The sequence below is a fragment of the Corynebacterium incognita genome (genome assembly GCF_014217255.1).
GTDB lineage: Bacteria > Actinomycetota > Actinomycetes > Mycobacteriales > Mycobacteriaceae > Corynebacterium > Corynebacterium incognitum.
Genome location: NZ_CP059404.1, coordinates 2,218,682 through 2,235,197, shown reverse-complemented (window position 1 = coordinate 2,235,197; position 16,516 = coordinate 2,218,682). Strand labels below are relative to the sequence as shown.

Annotated in this window: 15 protein-coding genes; 6 read left to right on the top strand and 9 right to left on the bottom strand. The window is 62.3% G+C overall.

Annotated features, from left to right (window positions below; genetic code table 11):
• Window positions 1–6: 6 nt before the first annotated feature.
• The 3 genes from H0194_RS10380 (at window position 7) to H0194_RS10370 (ending at window position 2,274) form a co-directional block, all read left to right on the top strand.
• Window positions 7–678 (top strand): 3'-5' exonuclease, encoded by a 672-nt coding sequence (locus H0194_RS10380; RefSeq protein ID WP_185175795.1) that lies wholly within the window; start codon window positions 7–9, stop codon window positions 676–678.
• Between the two features lie 63 nt (window positions 679–741).
• Window positions 742–1,272 carry an ArsR/SmtB family transcription factor gene (locus H0194_RS10375; RefSeq protein ID WP_185175794.1) on the top strand — a complete coding sequence of 177 codons (531 nt, stop codon included), beginning with the start codon at window positions 742–744 and terminating at the stop codon, window positions 1,270–1,272.
• 3 nt (window positions 1,273–1,275) lie between these two features.
• On the top strand, window positions 1,276–2,274 hold the full coding sequence (locus H0194_RS10370; RefSeq protein WP_185175793.1) for a serine hydrolase domain-containing protein: 999 nt from the start codon (window positions 1,276–1,278) through the stop codon (window positions 2,272–2,274).
• A 265-nt stretch (window positions 2,275–2,539) separates the two neighbouring features.
• Here H0194_RS10370 and H0194_RS10365 read toward each other — a convergent pair whose 3' ends face one another.
• Complete coding sequence (locus H0194_RS10365; protein ID WP_185175792.1) at window positions 2,540–3,589, bottom strand: uroporphyrinogen decarboxylase/cobalamine-independent methonine synthase family protein; 1,050 nt, start codon at window positions 3,587–3,589, stop codon at window positions 2,540–2,542.
• Between the two features lies 1 nt (window position 3,590).
• Window positions 3,591–4,676, bottom strand: coding sequence for a tRNA 2-thiouridine(34) synthase MnmA (gene mnmA / locus H0194_RS10360; protein ID WP_185175791.1), 1,086 nt, complete (start codon window positions 4,674–4,676; stop codon window positions 3,591–3,593).
• A gap of 225 nt (window positions 4,677–4,901) precedes the next feature.
• On the opposite strand from mnmA, the gene H0194_RS10355 reads away from it, so the two are divergent.
• Window positions 4,902–5,789: a spermidine synthase gene (locus tag H0194_RS10355; RefSeq protein WP_185175790.1), complete on the top strand. Its 888-nt coding sequence runs from the start codon at window positions 4,902–4,904 to the stop codon at window positions 5,787–5,789.
• 3 nt (window positions 5,790–5,792) lie between these two features.
• Here H0194_RS10355 and H0194_RS10350 read toward each other — a convergent pair whose 3' ends face one another.
• From H0194_RS10350 to H0194_RS10320, 7 genes are all read right to left on the bottom strand, one after another.
• Entirely contained in the window at window positions 5,793–7,010 is a 1,218-nt protein-coding gene (locus H0194_RS10350) for a glycoside hydrolase family 25 protein (protein ID WP_185175789.1), read from the bottom strand.
• A gap of 101 nt (window positions 7,011–7,111) precedes the next feature.
• Entirely contained in the window at window positions 7,112–8,248 is a 1,137-nt protein-coding gene (locus H0194_RS10345; protein ID WP_185175788.1) for a cysteine desulfurase family protein, read from the bottom strand.
• A gap of 15 nt (window positions 8,249–8,263) precedes the next feature.
• Entirely contained in the window at window positions 8,264–9,223 is a 960-nt protein-coding gene (locus H0194_RS10340) for an electron transfer flavoprotein subunit alpha/FixB family protein (protein ID WP_185175787.1), read from the bottom strand.
• 15 nt (window positions 9,224–9,238) lie between these two features.
• Window positions 9,239–10,036: an electron transfer flavoprotein subunit beta/FixA family protein gene (locus tag H0194_RS10335; protein ID WP_185175786.1), complete on the bottom strand. Its 798-nt coding sequence runs from the start codon at window positions 10,034–10,036 to the stop codon at window positions 9,239–9,241.
• Window positions 10,037–10,136: 100 nt separating this feature from the next.
• Complete coding sequence (locus H0194_RS10330; protein ID WP_185175785.1) at window positions 10,137–11,297, bottom strand: THUMP-like domain-containing protein; 1,161 nt, start codon at window positions 11,295–11,297, stop codon at window positions 10,137–10,139.
• Window positions 11,298–11,303: 6 nt separating this feature from the next.
• Complete coding sequence (locus H0194_RS10325; protein ID WP_185177003.1) at window positions 11,304–12,194, bottom strand: NUDIX hydrolase; 891 nt, start codon at window positions 12,192–12,194, stop codon at window positions 11,304–11,306.
• Between the two features lie 88 nt (window positions 12,195–12,282).
• Window positions 12,283–13,152 (bottom strand): ABC transporter ATP-binding protein, encoded by an 870-nt coding sequence (locus H0194_RS10320; RefSeq protein WP_185175784.1) that lies wholly within the window; start codon window positions 13,150–13,152, stop codon window positions 12,283–12,285.
• Between the two features lie 58 nt (window positions 13,153–13,210).
• Here H0194_RS10320 and H0194_RS10315 point away from each other — a divergent pair, with 58 nt between their 5' ends.
• Both H0194_RS10315 and H0194_RS10310 read left to right on the top strand, forming a co-directional pair.
• The gene (locus H0194_RS10315; RefSeq protein WP_185175783.1) at window positions 13,211–15,247 is read left to right on the top strand and encodes an alpha-1,4-glucan--maltose-1-phosphate maltosyltransferase; all 2,037 of its coding nucleotides are present in this window, start codon (window positions 13,211–13,213) and stop codon (window positions 15,245–15,247) included.
• Window positions 15,248–15,733: 486 nt separating this feature from the next.
• Entirely contained in the window at window positions 15,734–16,456 is a 723-nt protein-coding gene (locus tag H0194_RS10310) for a PIG-L deacetylase family protein (protein ID WP_185175782.1), read from the top strand.
• The last annotated feature ends 60 nt before the right edge of the window (window positions 16,457–16,516 follow it).

The following is a 16,516-nucleotide window of genomic DNA, read 5'->3' as shown; positions in this document are numbered from 1 at the left end:
TTAGCTATGAATTTCGACGCCTCCCGCATGCTGTCTTTCGACCTGGAAACTACCTCTGCCAATCCGCTCGAAGCCCGAATCGTCACCTCGGCTCTCGTGCGTATCGACGGCTCGCAGGTCGACGCCAAGGAGACCCTCGCCGACCCCGGAGTAGAGATCCCCGAGGAAGCAGCGAAGGTACACGGCATCACCACGGAGAAAGCCCGCGCGGAGGGACGCCCGCACGACGAAGTCCTCCAGGAGACCGTCGCAGCCATCAAACAGGCTTGGAACGAGGGACTCACGCTCATCGTCTACAACGCACCGTATGACCTCACGGTTCTGCGCCACCTGACCGGAGACTTTACGGTGACGGGTCCGGTGTTCGACCCGTTCGTCATTGACCGCGCCAAGGATCGCTACCGCAAAGGCAGCCGCACCCTAAGCAATGTGTGCGCGGAATACGGCGTCAAGCTCGATAACGCCCACGAGGCAACCGCCGACGCCATGGCGGCCGCCCGCATTGCGTGGGTGCAGGTCCGCAACCGCTTCCCGGAACTGGCTCAGATGGACGTCGGCGAACTCATGGAATTCCAGGCCACCAGCTTCTACGATATGCAGATTAACCTCAAAAAATACCTCGATGGCCAGGGCAAGGATGTCACGAACCTGAGCACCTCGTGGCCAATGCGGGGATAGGAACCAACATTTCAAAGCTCAACTAACGTTGCACATTTTCCAAATTTCTGTATTTTTAAACATATGGAAAATTCCTCGTACGGAAATGAACTAGAGTCACGGCTGCAGGCTCTCGAGGAGCGCGTAGCGCAACTGGAAACGTCTATCCCTGAGACTGCTTCCAATCCCCCCTTAGACTCGAATGCCGGCGAAAAGTTTTGGGCAATCGAAGAGCTGGCATCGGAAGACATTCCGAACGGCTCTGTCATCTTTGCCGGAATATCACGCTTGCCCAGCGGCGAAGAAGTGAGCTACCAGTGGCAACGGACCACAGATTTTCTTCGCACTACTGAATGGGACATCCATTTCGCCCGGCTCGCCGCCATTAGCCATCCCATTAGAGGGAAAATCGCTCAGCGCCTTCTCCACGGCCCCATGTCGATTCACAAGTTCGTCGAGGAAGAAATCGTTAGCTCCATCGGAGCGGCTTATCACCACTGCGGAGAACTAGAAAAGGCTGGCTGGATTATCAAGGAAGGTAAAGGAATCTACCGCCTCGCTCCTGCGCGAATCATCCCGCTTCTCACCATCATCGCTGCTACAGAAGGACATTAATCCATGAATACGACACCAACTCGGCTACTCGCGATAGTCGTGACCACCTTGTCCGTCGCGGGAATTCTTTTCGCTCTCGGCCCCCGGCCCATTTCGATGGCTGAAAACCAGACTGGAGATAAAACACTTTCGAACACGATCCTTAACAACGCCAAACCGGGCCATCACCAGATCAGCAGCTTCGCCCTTTTCGGCGATGACGTTGTTTTTGGTGGGCTAGGAGCGGACGCCGATACCGAAATTGAAATTGGCTCTATAACTAAAACGTTCACCGCGGAATTACTGCGCCAGCAGATTGAAGCCGGCGACATATCCCTAGATACCCGCGTGGGCGAGATCCTTGACGTAGGCGACACCGCAATTGCGGATGTCACTATGAAAGAACTCGCCACGCACACCTCAGGATTGCCTAGAGTAAGAGTAACTCTGCGAAGCCTCACTGCCGGTTTCAGCAATGTAAATCCTTACGCGGGCGAAACAACGCACGACATAATTCATAAGGCCAGCAACTCCAAACTCTCTAAGCGTGGCGAATCTAACTACTCCAACCTCGGCTTCGGCCTCTTGGGGGCTGTTCTCGCCGAAAACGCCAAAGTTACTTACCCGGAATTGGTACAACGACAAATTTTTCAACCGCTCAACATGAACGATACTTACGTTATGGAGCCCGGCACGGTTCCTGAAACCGCACCGCGAGGCTTGTCGTTCAATGGCAAATCAGCAGATCCCTGGGAAATGGAAGGCTGTGCCGCGGCGGGTGCTATTCGTTCAACTCCCCGGGACATGGTCAAGTTCGCAAAGCATATGCTCGAAATAACTCCGCCGGAATACACCTGGATCGCTGAAGAAGACGGTATCTTTTGGCATAACGGTGGCACCGGAGGCTACTCCACAATGTTGTTGATTGACGTTGCACAGCAGCGCGCAGCGTTTGTTGCCGGTGATACGCCGCAAGACACGGAATACCTCGCAAAACAACTCTTGGAGGTGAAGGAACAGTGAGTGGCCTTGTCCTTTTGGTACTCGCCTTCGTGATAGTCGCTAGCAGTGCCTACAACCTGATCCGCGGCCGAAAAACTAATTCTTACCTTTGTTCAGAGGCGATACTAACCGTCGTTATCGTCCTCCTCTTGGCACAGCTAATCCCCTGGGGTCAGGATATTCCCTACCCGCTCTGGTACGCACTTGCCGGTACTACACTCTTCTATTGCGCCGGTGTAGTTTCCCGCACAACCCGCCACCTTTCGCTGGCACTGACGCCGAATGTTCAAAGGTCACCCGCATCTCGCGCGAGCATTTCACCGGTGACGCGTGCGAAGCGGTAGCGGCGTGCGGCGTCGAGTAGCTCGCCATCCTGCGCCTGGCCTCCGGCCTCGTGAATAATGACCTGGCGGGTGAGGCGGTCCCGGTCAAGACCCAATCGGTCGAACAAGCGCGCTACTTTCGTCGCCGCGGCGCGCGGGGCGGCGAGGTCCTCGTCCACGGTGTCCTGGGCGCGCACCACTCCGAGACCGACGCGTGGCCCCAGCTCGACCAATTGGGCAAGCCCGTCGAGGTCGCGGTTGTTGCGTGTGGCTTGGGCAGCGTCGAGTAGTACCGCTGCCACGGCGGCGCTGTCTACGCCGTCTCGCCTCGAGAGCTCGTGCGCCACCTCCCAGTCCACGGTGCGGTGCTCGTGTGTCAGGTTGAGCCAGACCTCATCCACGGTGTCATCGACACGCAGTACTGCGGCGAGCTCCGCTATCCGGCCGGCCGCAATGTCACCAGGAACGGCGGGAATACCATCGAAGTCGGTGGTGCCGCGCAGCCGCCCGCCCGTGACGTCGGAAAGCAAAGGTTCGTCCACCTGCACGGTGACCGTCCCATGGAAGCGCCGCGCCAAGTCTGCGGCGCGAAGTTTTATACCTTCTGCCAGCGTCAAGCTCAGATCCCGCAACGCACCCGGGTCCGTGATGGCACGGTGACCGGAAGGCAGCTCGAGCGCCGCGGCCAGCGACCACGGACCCACCACCTGCATCTTCAGGTGCTCGACTGTCTCGCCCCAGACCTCCTGGATCACGTCCGTGTCCCGCGCGACGTCATCCCGCATGTGCCGGGTGAGCAACTGCGGGCGCGCCGTGAGCGCCCATCCCCGCGGTCCCCGCTCCACATCAATGCTCGGCAACAACACGGCGGTCCGCGCAATGTGGTCGTGGCCTAGCCCGCGCTGGGGCAGGTCCGGGAGGTGCGGGAGGTCGCCGAGCTCACCGCGCACCACGTCGGCGGCCTGGGCAATGTCGGTTCCCGGAAGCGGGCTAAGCCCGATGGCGCGGGGCATCCTATGCCGTCCCGCAGATGGTGCCGGAGCCCAGCACGATGTCGCCGAGATCATCAGGGCTCGGCAGGTACAGCACCGCCGCCTGCCCGCGGGCCACGCCGCTCAGCGGCTCATGCAGACGCAGCTCCATGCGGTCATTGTCCCGATCCACGCGCGCGGTGCACTGGACCACGGAGCCATGGGCGCGCACCTGAACCTCACAGTCAAACTCACCGTCCATTGCTGGGTGTAGGTACTTGAGCCGGTCGGCCACGATGGTATCGACCGCCAGGTCCTCGCGCGCCCCCACCGTGACGGTTCCGGTTTCCGCATTGATGTCGGTAACGTACCGGGGGCGGCCGTCCACGGTCGGGGTCTTAATGTCCAAGCCCTTGCGCTGACCAATGGTGTAGTTCCACGCGCCGTCGTGTTCTTTGAGTGCTGTGCCCTCCTGGTCAACGATCATTCCCGGGCGCAACCCAATGCGCTTGCCCAGAAAAGCTTGTGTGTTGCCGTCTGGGATGAAGCAGATGTCGTAGGAATCCGGCTTGCTGGCCGTGGAAAAGCCGTGGGCTTTCGCCTCCTCGCGAATCTGCGGCTTCGGGGTATCCCCGATAGGGAAATAACAGTGGCGCAGCTCTGAAGCCGAAATCACACCCAGCACGTAGGACTGGTCCTTATTCTCGTCCTTGCTGCGGCGCATGTAGCCCTCGTCATCGAGGGTGGCGTAGTGCCCGGTGGCCACCGCGTCAAAGCCCAAGGCCATGCCCTTTTGCAACAGCGCCCGGAACTTGATCTTCTCGTTGCAGCGCAAGCACGGGTTAGGGGTCTCACCCCGGGCGTAGGAGTCCACGAAGTCTCCGATGACCTCTTCCTTAAAGCGGTCGGAGAAGTCCCACACGTAGAAGGGGATGCCCAATTTGTCGCAAATGCGGCGGGCGTCCGCGGAGTCCTCCAGCGAGCAGCACCCACGCGCCTTTTCGCGGGTCTGCTGCGCGTCTTGGTGCAGCGCCAAGTGCACACCCACCACGTCATGGCCGGCTTCTACCGCCCGCGCCGCTGCCACGGACGAGTCAACGCCACCGGACATCGCCACTAGAACGCGCATCGTCTCCCCTTTTCATTCCTACGTCGTGCATTGTCAGCCGCATGTCACTTTCTTTCAACATCGCCGCCCCTCGGCGGTATTCCGCACCTCCGAGCCAGCGGTAGCCTACTGGCACAATCTACTCGCGTTGGCGCGCGAGACGAAACGACCTTTGGTGATTTTCGTAGCGTGTGCGAAAGTGAGGGGGACAAGCACCAGATAGGGCAACAAGGAGCCAAACACACAGTGGGACGGCAGCGAAAAAGTCGCGGCGCGCAATCAGACGCGACCAGGGACATCGTGGGGACCTACGGCATCTCCACCGGCACCGCCGAGGTTGTGGCTGACGACTACCGCCCGGGCGCCTACGTGGTGCATGTCAACGGTGTGCCGAGCTCCCACATCGTCCCCGGGGAGCCGCGGGCCTTAGAATTTGAATACATGCGGTGGATGGCCGCGGCCCTCGAACGTGGCATCACCGCGCGGCCGGAGTGGGACGCGGCAGCCTTGCGCGTCACGCATCTTGGTGGCGGCGCCTGCACCATGGCGCGTTATCTAGCCGCTGTCTGGCACGGTTCGCGCCACACGGTAGTGGAGTTGGACGCCAAGCTCGGCGACTTAGCACGCCGCCTCTTCGATATCCCCCGCAGCCCCATCGTCAAGATTCGCGCCGGAGAAGCGCGCGCGGAAACGGAAAAGTTCCTGCCCGCTAGCCGGGACATCATCATCCGCGACGTCTTCGCCGGCGCCACTACGCCACAACCGCTCACCACCGTGGAGTTCTTCCAGGCAGCCCATCGCTCCCTAGCGGCGGGCGGCATCTACATCGCGAACTGTGGCGACCACTCGGACCTCGCGGGCGCCAAGGCGGAGATCGCGGGAATGCGAGAAGTCTTTGCCCATGTCTCTTGCATCGCTGACCCGCCCATGCTCAAGGGCCGTCGCTACGGCAACATCATCCTCATCGGTTCAGACGCACCCCTTGTCGAGGAAGGATCTGCTGCCCTGGCAGGCCTGGGCAAAGACCTACTCGGCGGTGCTGTGCCGGCACATTTCAAAGACGAGTCATGGACAGCGCGGTTGTCAGGCGGCGCTTCCCCGCGCCACGACACGCCCGCACCCACGGCGGAGTAGCGCTTAGCCGAAACGACGCATGGTGGCGGCGAGGGCGTTAACATCACGCGCCACCTGGTGGGCATCAAAGTCCGGGACGCTCACGCCGGCGCCCCGCGCAGCCCCGGCGGCGGCCTTGACCTGGGACGCGTCAGCCTTCTGGGGAGCACCGCCACCGCGGCCGACCGCCCGCTCCTTCTGTGCGGCGTCGAGATGCTGGGCGTTGTCGAGCAAAATCAGCAGATCGCCGATGTTGTAATCCCCGACCGCCATCTTCTTCAGATCTGCCTTCGGCAGCTTTCCGGCTTTGTCGAGCGCCTTAACCTGGCCCAGAATTTCCTGCGCACCGGAGCCAGACAGGCCTGCCTTCTCAGCAGCGTCGATCACCGCTGGCGCCGCGGCGCCGGTGGCTGCCAGAGCGAGGATCGCGCCGATGAGTGCGGTGTTGTCGGCCCCGAGGGCGTCGAGAGCCCCACCGGGGAGGACCAGGTCATCGATGACGCCGCCGAAGTTGTTGAGGTTTCCGGAGCTAAAGGACGCCAGCTGACCGGCATTGCCGTTGAACAGGTTCATGTCCACTGGGGCGGCGATGCCCTTGACGCGACCAGAGTCCGAGCGCTGCCAGAACGCCATCTCATCCCAACCGCCCATGGGCTTCGGCGCCTTGGCCTGGTACGCCGCGAGCCACAGCGGGTACTCGGAGAACTGAGTCGTGTTGCCCATGTGGTCGGTCCAGAAGTAACGGTAGGTGTAGACCATCGGCTTCTGTCCCGTCAGCCGCTCAGTTTCGGACAAGAAAACGCGGGTCCAGTTGATGAGCTGCTGCGGGGACTTCCCTTCGGAAACCTCGATGTCCAAGACGGGTGGCAGAGAGCCCGCGGGCAGCTGCTCCACCTTGGAGGCGAAGTGCTGTGCCTGGCGCGCGGGGTCGTCGGAAGGCAGGGCGTAGTGGTAGGCACCGACCTTCATGCCGGCAGCCTGGGCCTGGCGGACGTCGTCAGAGAAGTGATCGTTGGTGAAGTCGGAGCCCTCAGTGGCCTTGATAAAGGCGAAGGACTGACCGTCTCCGCGCACCTTGTTCCAGTTGATTGCCTGACCACCGGGGTGCTGGTGCGCCGCAACGTCGACGCCCGATGGGGCGGCGGTTCCGGGGATGGCGTGCGCGACGCCACCGCCGAGGGTGGCGGTGGCACTGATGGCGAGTGCGGAAAGTACTGCTACAAGGCCTCGGGTCGAAGTCATGACGAACACCTTATAACAGACATCAACATCTGTCACTCTAAACCACTAAAATCACTCTAAAAACTTTAGTCACATTAGTAACATCAGTCTCAGTGGGAGATTTAGCCATGCACCAAGCGCGCTCGCTCAATAACCTCCGGGAGGTGCGTCAGGAGCTTGTCGACGTCCCCCTGGGTCGTCGAAGGCCCGAGGGTAAAACGCAGCGACCCCAGGGCCAGGCTCTCCTCCACACCCATCGCCTCGAGTACGTGTGACAACCGATTGACCCCAGCGTTGCACGCCGAACCCGTCGCCGCCTCGATCCCCAACTGGTCCAGAAGCAGGATCAAACTGTCCCCGTCGGTGCGCTCGAACGACACGTGGAGGTGCCCCGGCAGCGCCGGCTCCGCCGTATTAATCACCGCGCCCGGAATGTTGTTCCTCATGTATTCGCGAATCTGGTCCCGAAATACACCTACTCGGGCGGCTTCCTCCGCGGATTCCGCCAGGGATTCCCGCAGCGCGGCCGCCAACGCGCTGGCGCTCGCCACGTCCACCGTGCCCGGGCGGATCCCCCGTTCCTGTCCGCCCCCGCGCATGATGGGTTGCGGCGCCGGAGTGCGCTGTGCCAGCAAGAGCCCGGCACCGCGCGGACCACCAAATTTATGCGCGCTCGCCGCCAGTGTCGTCACACCCAGCTCAGCGAAGTTCACCGGCTGCTTCCCCACCACCTGCACCGCGTCTGTGTGCACCGGGGTGCCCGTGGCCTGGGCCCGTTCAACGATCTCCGTGATGGGTTGGATGGCGCCGGTCTCGTTGTTCGCCCACATGCACGTGGCCAGCGCCGCCGGGGCATCTAACGCGTCGAACCGTTCCACGTGTCCGGAGCGTCCCACGTCGAGAAAGTCCACGTGGGCCCCCGCGGCATGGAGTGCAGCAACAGGCTCCTTGACCGCCGAGTGCTCAATACGGGTGGTCACTACTCGTCCTGCGCCCGGCGCCTCGGCCACGGCGGCCGCAGCGTACAAGCCTTGAACGGCGATGTTGTCGGCTTCCGTGCCCGACGACGTGAAGATGACTTCGATGGGTTCGCACCCCAAGAGCTCCGCGACGGTCTCGCGGGCGTCGTCAAGCAGGCTGCGGGCGTGGCGCCCCGACGCATATTGCGCGCCGGAATTGAGCGCGCCCGACGCCGCCACCCACGCCTCCACGGCGCTGCGGCGCATGGGCTGAGTAGCGGCATGATCGAAATAGGCCATCGGCGGGCTTTGCTCCTACTGGCCGCGGCGAGCCTGGATCTCCCGCGTCAGTGCTGGGGCGATCTCATGCAGGTCGCCTACGACGCCGAGGTCAGCGATCTTGAAGAAAGGCTCGTCCTGGTCCTGGTTGACTACCACAATGGTGCCCGCGGTCTGCATGCCTGCGGTGTGCTGGATGGCACCAGAGATACCCAGGCCGATGTACAGATCTGGGGACACAGTAACGCCGGTTTGGCCGATCTGATGCGCGGCGTCGTAGTGCCCCTCGTCCGCCACGTCGCGGGTGATACCCACCGCGGCGCCCAGCACATCGGCGAGTGGCTCCACAACGTTGGCGAAGCCCTCAGCATCGCCCACGCCGCGGCCACCGGCCACGACGGTCTTGGCAGACACCAGGTCGGGGCGGTCGGAGACCTCGGCTGGGGTAAAGCCAATGACCTGGACGTCCTTTGCCGTGGCTGCGGGCAGCGGCATCGCTGCTACCGCGCCGGCGGCCGCCACGGGCTCAGCCACCACAGCACCCGGGCGCACCGTGAAGATTGGGCAGGTTCCCGCAGCCTGCGCAGTTGTGGTCATCTTGCCGCCGAAAATCGAGTGCTCCGCGGTGCGGTCGGCGTTAATGGCGGTGACGTCGTACAACGCTCCGGAGGCGAGGCGCGCTGCCAGACGGCCGGCGATCTCGTTGCCCGCCGCGGACGCCGCAATGACCATCGGGGCCGGGTTGGCGGCACCGAGACCGTGCAGGGCGTCGACCTCGGGCAGGATGAGGCGCTGGTCGTAGTCCGCGGCGGAGGCGTCCACTACCTGCGCCGCCCCCAGCTGCGCCAGTTCCGGAGCAAGCTTCTCAGCAACACCGGGGGCGCCGACCACCACGGCGGAGACCGCACCCAGCGGGCGGGCGGCGGTGATGAGCTCAGCGGTGGTGTCCGACAGCTGGCCGGCGGCATGCTCAACAAGTACGTATGCGTGAGACATAATTGTGTTTCTCCCTTAGATGAGGTTCTTCGCTGCCAGGTAATCTGCGATCTGCTGTGCCGCTTCGTCAGGGCTTACGCCCTCGATGCGCTCGCCTGCGGTGCGTTCCGGGCGCGCGGTAGCGGCCGTCACCGACGTCGTCGCGGCGGCCAGGCCCACGTTCGCCGGGTCGACCCCAATGCCAGCCAGATCCAGAACGGTAATCTCAGCCTTCTTCGCAGCCATGAGGCCCTTGAAGTTGGGGAAGCGCGGCTTGTCCGCTTTGTCGGTCACGGAGACGATGGTCGGAAGGTTAGCCTTGAGCTCCCAGGTGCCACGAGAATCCTCGCGGGTCGCGGTCAGCGCTCCCCCGTCCAACGCCACAGTGCGCACGTTGGTCACCGCAGGCAGCTGGCGGTACTCAGCCAGCAAGCCAGCCACGGCGCCGGTCGAACCGTCGGAGGACTGGTTGCCCATGATGACGATCTGCACGTCGTCGATGGTGTTCAACGCGTTGTTGAGCGCCCAGGCAGTACCCAGGGCATCTGAGCCAGCAAGCGCCGGGTCGGTGACCTGTACCGCTGCGTCCGCACCCATGGCCAGCGCCTTACGGAGCGCCTCATCGGACTTCTCCGGCCCCATGGTCAGTGCAACCACGGTGTACCCTGCGTCCGGGTTGTCGTCGCGCAGGCGCAGCGCCTGCTCCACCGAGTACTCGTTGATCTCATCGATTACGTTGTCCACGGACTCCCGGTCGAGGGTGTGGTCGGCCTCCAGGGCTTTCTCACTCCACGTATCAGGAACGTGCTTAACCAGCGCCACAATAGCGGGCATCGGCAACCTCTTTCACATATTCCGAAACTTCAATGTTGTGTAATTATCGCTCCCCGCCATCGTAGCGCGGCGCGGGCTACGAGCACACACTCCCGTAGGCTTAGCTGCTTCTCGCCTCGCATATTATTCCGACACCATCGCGTCCGATCCGGGTCAGCACGAGCGCCCGTGGCGTCGCCCCCTTCAGCTTGAGCTTCTTCCGCACGGTATCCGGATCGGCATCAATGCCGCGGACCAAGATTTCCAGGGACCCAGCATCCCACGCGGACACGGCCGCACGCAGTTTCTTCATCGGCACCACGTCGAGGATCCTAAAACCGGTCGTCCCCTCGGGGATCCGATCACCGGTGAGGTAAGCAATGCGAGGGTCCAACTGCCACAGCCCCTCCCGCGCCGCGTAGTGCCGCACCAACCCGGCGCGCACGATGGCGCCGTCTGGGTCGATGAGGTATGTGCCCAACGGACGGTCCGAGTCCGCCTCGGTGATTTCTGGGTCACGGTCACTGATCACGTAGGGGTCGCCTGCGCCCAACACCACGGCTTCTCGACGCCCCGCCCCGCCCAAGCCGGGGCTATACAAACAGGTCTCCTTGACCCCGCCCGCGACACTGACCACGCTGACGAGGCCGCCCCACTCGGAGTAGTCGATGCCCGGCGCGCACTTGATTGCGCACTCGCTGCCCTCCCAAGCTTCCAGAAGAGCCGGGAGCGGCGGGAGCAGCTGCGCCGGATCGGTGATGCGCTTGCCTCCCGCTCGGCGCGCCGGGTCCGCCACCACGACGTCGCCGTCGCCGAGGCCTCGCACCGCGGGTACCAGGGCGTCGGCACGCAGCAGAAGTGCGTCGGCCCCGAGGTTGGCGCGTGCCATTCGCACTCGGACGGCATCGAGGTCCGAGCCAACGTAGTGCAACCCGGCGGCGCCGAGGGCATGTCCCTCCGTGCCGATGGAGCACGTGACGTCGAAGGCCCGGGTCACTCCCGCGGCACGCAGCTTTTCCGCGCGGTAGCGGGCTACCGGTTCCGGGGTCGCCTGCTGCGCGGAATCGGAATCCGCAATCCAGTGTGCGGGGATTTTACCCACTCCTGCCCGACGCGCAAGGAGCAACTCCGCCACCGCTCGTCCGCGGTCGCCGAAGCTAGACCGCAGCGCCGCGACGTCGTTAAGCATCGTCGCCTTGGTCAGCGCCAGGTCCGTGCCTGCGGCGGTAATAACGCCGCGTTGCTCTTGGAAGTACGCGATGTCGTCGATGGTGAAACTCATGCTGCCTTAGCTCAGGGTGTCAGGGGTGTCAGGTCTAAGTGGCTCCCCGATGTCATATTTTGGCCCAATACGGTTGGTGGGCGTGGTGGTGAAGTACTCGCGGTAACGTTCATCGTCCACTGGGTCTCCAATCACCGGCCGCATATCGGAGTAGTCTGCGTCCGCCATCACCCCGGCTACGCTGTTATGCCGTGCCAGCCTCTTAAGCTGGGCATACGTCGGGGCCGCGAGTCGAACCAGCCCGGCCCGCCACCCGTCAAGCAACAATCCCGGTGGGAACCACCCGGCGTCATCTGTCTCCCCGGAATCGCCATCGGGTTCCTGGCCCGGAGGGGCGTAGGCGATGAAGAAGAACGTATCAAACCGGTTGCCTGCCGACGACGTGCCTACCCACCGGCTCCAGGGGCGAATAAGGTCGGCGTTCACGCGGAGCGCGTTGTCATGGAGCAGGTCCGAAAACGCCGCGGCGTGGGTTTCTAACTGTTCGCGGTAGTCGTGAAACATGTGGGCGTCGCGGATGAGATCGCCCTCGTCATTGACCACGAGCAGGGTGCCGGATTCTTCAAATACCTCCCGCAAGGCCGCGAATACGAGGGCATGCGCTTTGTATTTGGTCACGCCCATGCGCCGAGCCACGGACACAACCGAAGGTCCAGTCCAGAGGTTGCCCGAGTCCCAAGAACGGGGTGGGAAATCACGGGGGTCCACTCCGCCGCCGGGAAACACCGTCATGCCTGGGTAGTTGCGCATGGTTACCACGCGTTCTTGGGCCCACACCTCTAGCTTCCCGCGGTCGTCGCGCACCAAAATCACCGTGGCAGATAGCCGCGCTCCATTGAAGCCGCGCGAGTCATTCGGGTCGATCGCATCGAGGTCCCGATGAATCGCACTCGTCACGGCATCGGGGTTGTGCGCACCATGAGGCCCTGATCTCAGGGTCGGCTCGTCGCGGGAGGTGCTCATGCCTTCCCAGGATAGTGGAAATCTAGCGGGCGGTGCGGCGAGCGAAGTAGCGTTCCCCGATGCGATCCACTTGAATGGGTTGGTGGAATGCCTTCGACAGGTTTTCGCTGGTGAGCACGGAGTTGATAAGGCCTTGTGCGACAACCTCGCCTTCATCGAGGAGCATCGCGTGCGTAAAGCCGTAGGGAATCTCCTCAACGTGGTGAGTAATCATCACGATGGCCGGGGCGTCAGCGTCGAGCGCCAGCTGACCGAGGTAGCCCACGAGGTCTTCACGGCCACCCAAATCCATACCAGCGGTGGGCTCGTCCAGGATGAGCAGCTCCGGGTTAATCATGAGGGCGCGTGCCAGGATGACACGTTTCTTTTCCCCCTCGGACAGCGTTCCCCACGTGCGCTCCTTGAGGTGGGTTGCGCCCACCATCTCCAACAGCTCGTCAGCGCGGGAGAAATCCAGCTCGTCATATTCCTCGCGCCATCGGCCCAGGACGGCGTAACCGGCGGAGACCACGAGGTCTTTGACAATCTCACCGTTGGGGATGCGTTGCACCAACGCCGAGGAGGAGATGCCGATGGCGGCGCGCAGGTCGCGCATATCGGTCGCGCCCACCTTCTCCCCCATGATGTACGCCTGTCCCCCGGAGGGGAACTCCTCCGCGGAGGCCATGCGCACGAGCGAGGTCTTGCCCGCGCCGTTCGGGCCAATGATGACCCATCGCTCGTCGAGTTCTACCTGCCAGGTCACCGGGCCGACCAGGGTGCGGCCGCCGCGCCGTAGGGCTACCTCGCGAAAATCAATGAGGGCGTCCGGGTTGAGCGGGGCGTCGGAAAGCGCGCCTGCGTGGTTCGTTCCAAGCTCTGAGCCGTGTTCTGGGTAAGTCACATCCCCCATTGTGGCCGATTTGTTGGTTGCCCGGTGAAACTGACACAGCTGCACTAGTCTGGATGGCATGCATGCCTCCCTACAGCGCCTGAATCTGGACGATATCCGCCCCCGTATTTCCGATGGTTCCTTGCCCGCAAAGGCCGTGGTTGGGGAGGTTATCCCCGTGACTGCCTTGGCGTGGCGTGAAGGCCACGATGCCATCGCAGCGACGTTGACCGCATGGCCCGCGTCCGGTTCGAGCGAGGTGCGCTCCTCCATCACGATGACCCAGGATCCCTACAACCCCGATCGCGTGCATGGCGTCTTTACTCCCGGCACGGAGGGCACGTGGCACTTCCAGGTGTCAGTATGGTCCGACACGGTATCCACGTGGTACAACGCGATGGACAAAAAGCTGGCCGCGGGACAGGATATCGCGGCACTGAGCAACGATATCGCCCAGGGAATCGAACTCTTGCGCCGTGCGGCCCAGGACATGCCGGGCAAAGAGGGAAAGCCTGTAACGAAGGCCGCCAAGGCCCTGGGCGACGCCACCCTCCCCCTGGAAGAGCGCGTGGCGAAGGCACTGTCCGAGGAGGTCCGGGAATTACTGCGCACCTACCCGGTGCGCGACATGCTTATCGACGGTCCCGTGTGCGAGGTCCTTGTCGAGCGCCCCAAGGCGTTGTTCAGTTCGTGGTATGAGCTCTTCCCGCGATCCACCGGAGGCGTCGATGAGAACGGCCAGCCGGTCCACGGCACTTTCGCCACCACCGCCAAGGCTTTGGAGCGCGTGGCTCGCATGGGCTTCGACACCGTCTACTTCCCGCCGATTCACCCCATCGGCCACATCAATCGTAAGGGTAAGAACAACACGCTAACTACCGAGGACGGTGACGTCGGTTCGCCCTGGGCTATTGGTTCCCGCGACGGTGGCCACGACGCAGTCCACCCCGAGCTAGGAACCATGGAGGACTTTAAGGCCCTAGTAGAGCGTGCGGAGGAATTGGGGTTGGAAATCGCTCTAGACCTCGCGCTGCAGGCTGCGCCCGACCACCCGTGGGCCAAGGAGAACCCCGAGTTCTTCACCGTGCTGCCGGACGGAACCATTGCCTATGCAGAAAATCCGCCGAAGAAGTACCAAGACATCTATCCACTGAACTTCGACAACGCTCCAGACGAGATCTACGCGGAAATCTACCGCGTGGTGATGGTGTGGGTTGAGGCCGGAGTGACCACCTTCCGCGTGGATAACCCGCACACTAAGCCGGCGAACTTCTGGGCGTGGCTCATCGCTAAGGTGCACGCTACCCACCCGGAGGTCATCTTCTTGTCTGAGGCCTTTACCCGCCAGGCGCGCCTACTGGGCCTCGCTAAACTGGGGTTCACGCAGTCCTATACCTACTTCACGTGGAAGACCACCAAGTCTGAGCTCATGGAGTTCGCCCAGGAACACGTGGGCCACGCCGACATTTGCCGCCCCAACCTCTTTGTTAATACCCCGGACATCCTGCACGAGTCGCTGCAGACAGGGGGACGCGCCATGTTCGCTATTCGGGCGGTCTTGGCCGCCACGCTGTCCCCGCTGTGGGGCGTGTACTCGGGCTACGAGCTCTACGAGCACGTGCCCTTAGCACCCGGTAGCGAAGAATACCTTGATTCCGAGAAGTACCAGCTGCGGCCGCGCGATTTCCAGGCCGCGGCTAACGCGGGCAACTCGCTCGAGTCCTACCTACGCTTGCTCAACCACGTCCGCAAGGAAAACCCGGCGTTGCAGCAATTGCGCAACCTCCACTTCCACCCGGTGGACAACGACAACATCATCGCCTATTCCAAGGCCGACCCCGCCACCGGAAACGTGGTCTTGGTAGTCGTGAATCTGGATCCGCGCAATGCCCAGGAGGCTTCCGTCTCCGTCGACATGGAAGAAATCGGCCTGCGCCCCGGCGACATCTTTGGTGTCCAAGACGCCATCACCGGCGCGGCCTATACGTGGTCGGACCGCAACTTCGTCCGCTTGGAACCACTGCGCGACGTCGCCCACGTCTTCATTCTGCCCGCGGTAGACCAGGAGCGCCGTGAGCGCCTTGCGTGGCGTAAGGTAACCGATTACCGCGCATAGCTAGGAGCCAGCTCTCAGACAGGCGCCACTCAGTTTCGCACCCAATAATATTCAAACCCCACGCCATCACTGGCATGGGGTTTCTTTGTCTAGCCAACTAAATCCTTAGAGTTCATCGTGAGTTTACTCATCTAGCATTGAAAATTTTAATCCTCAGATCGACAATATAGGTTCGACTGATAGAAACGGCCGAGGATTCAGAAACCAAAAACTGTAGCCAAAAAGGGAATATCCGTTTAAATCCGGAACACCACTCCCTTAGGATTGAAGATGCGAGGCGTCAAGAATGTTAGCAGAAACTTATCAGTATTTAAGTATGACCATCTACGGCGTTGCCGTAGTCTTATTCTTTATCGTTAATAGTCACCCAGTCGTCAAACGAATTACCGCGGCTATCACCGTTCCACTCTGATCGTCCGCACGGCCCGCATTGGTCTTGCTCTCGCCGCCAGATTCGGGCTCATCGGCGCGGTCACACAGTACGGAATGTGGGACTACGCCGCCATCATGGCGATCTTAGTGTGCACCTTCCTCTTTTCCGGCCTCCTGCTCACCCAGCGCATCAAGATGCAGGAGCAAAAGCGGAAGGCGTCCGTCCTCATCCTTGCCGCCCACCCTGATGACCTAGAAATCGCCTGCGGCGGCACCATCGCTACCCTCATCGATCGCGGCCACGCCGTCCACGCGGTCATCATGTCCAACGGCGCCAAGGGCGGCGACGCCTCGGTGCGCCCCGGCGAAGCAAAGCGGGCCGGACGCTTCTTGGGTATGGACAGCGTCGACGTGAACGACTTCCCGGATCTCAACCTGGCCAGCGTCACCAACGACATGATTGGCGTCATCGAGCGCCACATTAAGCAGCGCGACCCCGATTTGATTCTCACCCACTCCGAGCACGATATTCACCAGGACCACTACGCAGTACACCAGGCGGTTCTGCGCGCGGCACGCAACCACCACTCCATCTTGTGCTTCGAGTCTCCTTCTGTGACCAAGGACTTCACCCCTTCTGTCTTCATCGACGTCAGCGAGTACGCAGACGTGAAGAACACCGCAGTGAACGCTCACGCCAACCAAATGAGCAAGCCCTACATGACCCGCGACATCATCGATGGCATTACCTCTTTCCGCGGTCGCCAGGCCCGCATCAACCGCGCCGAAGGATTCGAGCCAGTCCGCCTCCGCCTCGACGATCCGCTGAACCTCTAGTGTGCCGCAGGCGCAGCGATCAGCGCCTCACACCACCACGACGTACACCACAGAACCAGT

What these genes read in the sequence shown, in the direction of transcription:
- H0194_RS10380 (WP_185175795.1), top strand. Translation starts at nt 7, where the DNA reads ATGAATTTCGACGCCTCCCGCATGCTGTCTTTCGACCTGGAAACTACC.
- H0194_RS10375 (WP_185175794.1), top strand. Translation starts at nt 742, where the DNA reads ATGGAAAATTCCTCGTACGGAAATGAACTAGAGTCACGGCTGCAGGCT.
- H0194_RS10370 (WP_185175793.1), top strand. Translation starts at nt 1,276, where the DNA reads ATGAATACGACACCAACTCGGCTACTCGCGATAGTCGTGACCACCTTG.
- H0194_RS10365 (WP_185175792.1), bottom strand. Translation starts at nt 3,589, where the DNA reads ATGCCCCGCGCCATCGGGCTTAGCCCGCTTCCGGGAACCGACATTGCC.
- mnmA (WP_185175791.1), bottom strand. Translation starts at nt 4,676, where the DNA reads ATGCGCGTTCTAGTGGCGATGTCCGGTGGCGTTGACTCGTCCGTGGCA.
- H0194_RS10350 (WP_185175789.1), bottom strand. Translation starts at nt 7,010, where the DNA reads ATGACTTCGACCCGAGGCCTTGTAGCAGTACTTTCCGCACTCGCCATC.
- H0194_RS10345 (WP_185175788.1), bottom strand. Translation starts at nt 8,248, where the DNA reads ATGGCCTATTTCGATCATGCCGCTACTCAGCCCATGCGCCGCAGCGCC.
- H0194_RS10340 (WP_185175787.1), bottom strand. Translation starts at nt 9,223, where the DNA reads ATGTCTCACGCATACGTACTTGTTGAGCATGCCGCCGGCCAGCTGTCG.
- H0194_RS10335 (WP_185175786.1), bottom strand. Translation starts at nt 10,036, where the DNA reads ATGCCCGCTATTGTGGCGCTGGTTAAGCACGTTCCTGATACGTGGAGT.
- H0194_RS10330 (WP_185175785.1), bottom strand. Translation starts at nt 11,297, where the DNA reads ATGAGTTTCACCATCGACGACATCGCGTACTTCCAAGAGCAACGCGGC.
- H0194_RS10320 (WP_185175784.1), bottom strand. Translation starts at nt 13,152, where the DNA reads ATGGGGGATGTGACTTACCCAGAACACGGCTCAGAGCTTGGAACGAAC.
- H0194_RS10315 (WP_185175783.1), top strand. Translation starts at nt 13,211, where the DNA reads ATGCATGCCTCCCTACAGCGCCTGAATCTGGACGATATCCGCCCCCGT.
- H0194_RS10310 (WP_185175782.1), top strand. Translation starts at nt 15,734, where the DNA reads ATGTGGGACTACGCCGCCATCATGGCGATCTTAGTGTGCACCTTCCTC.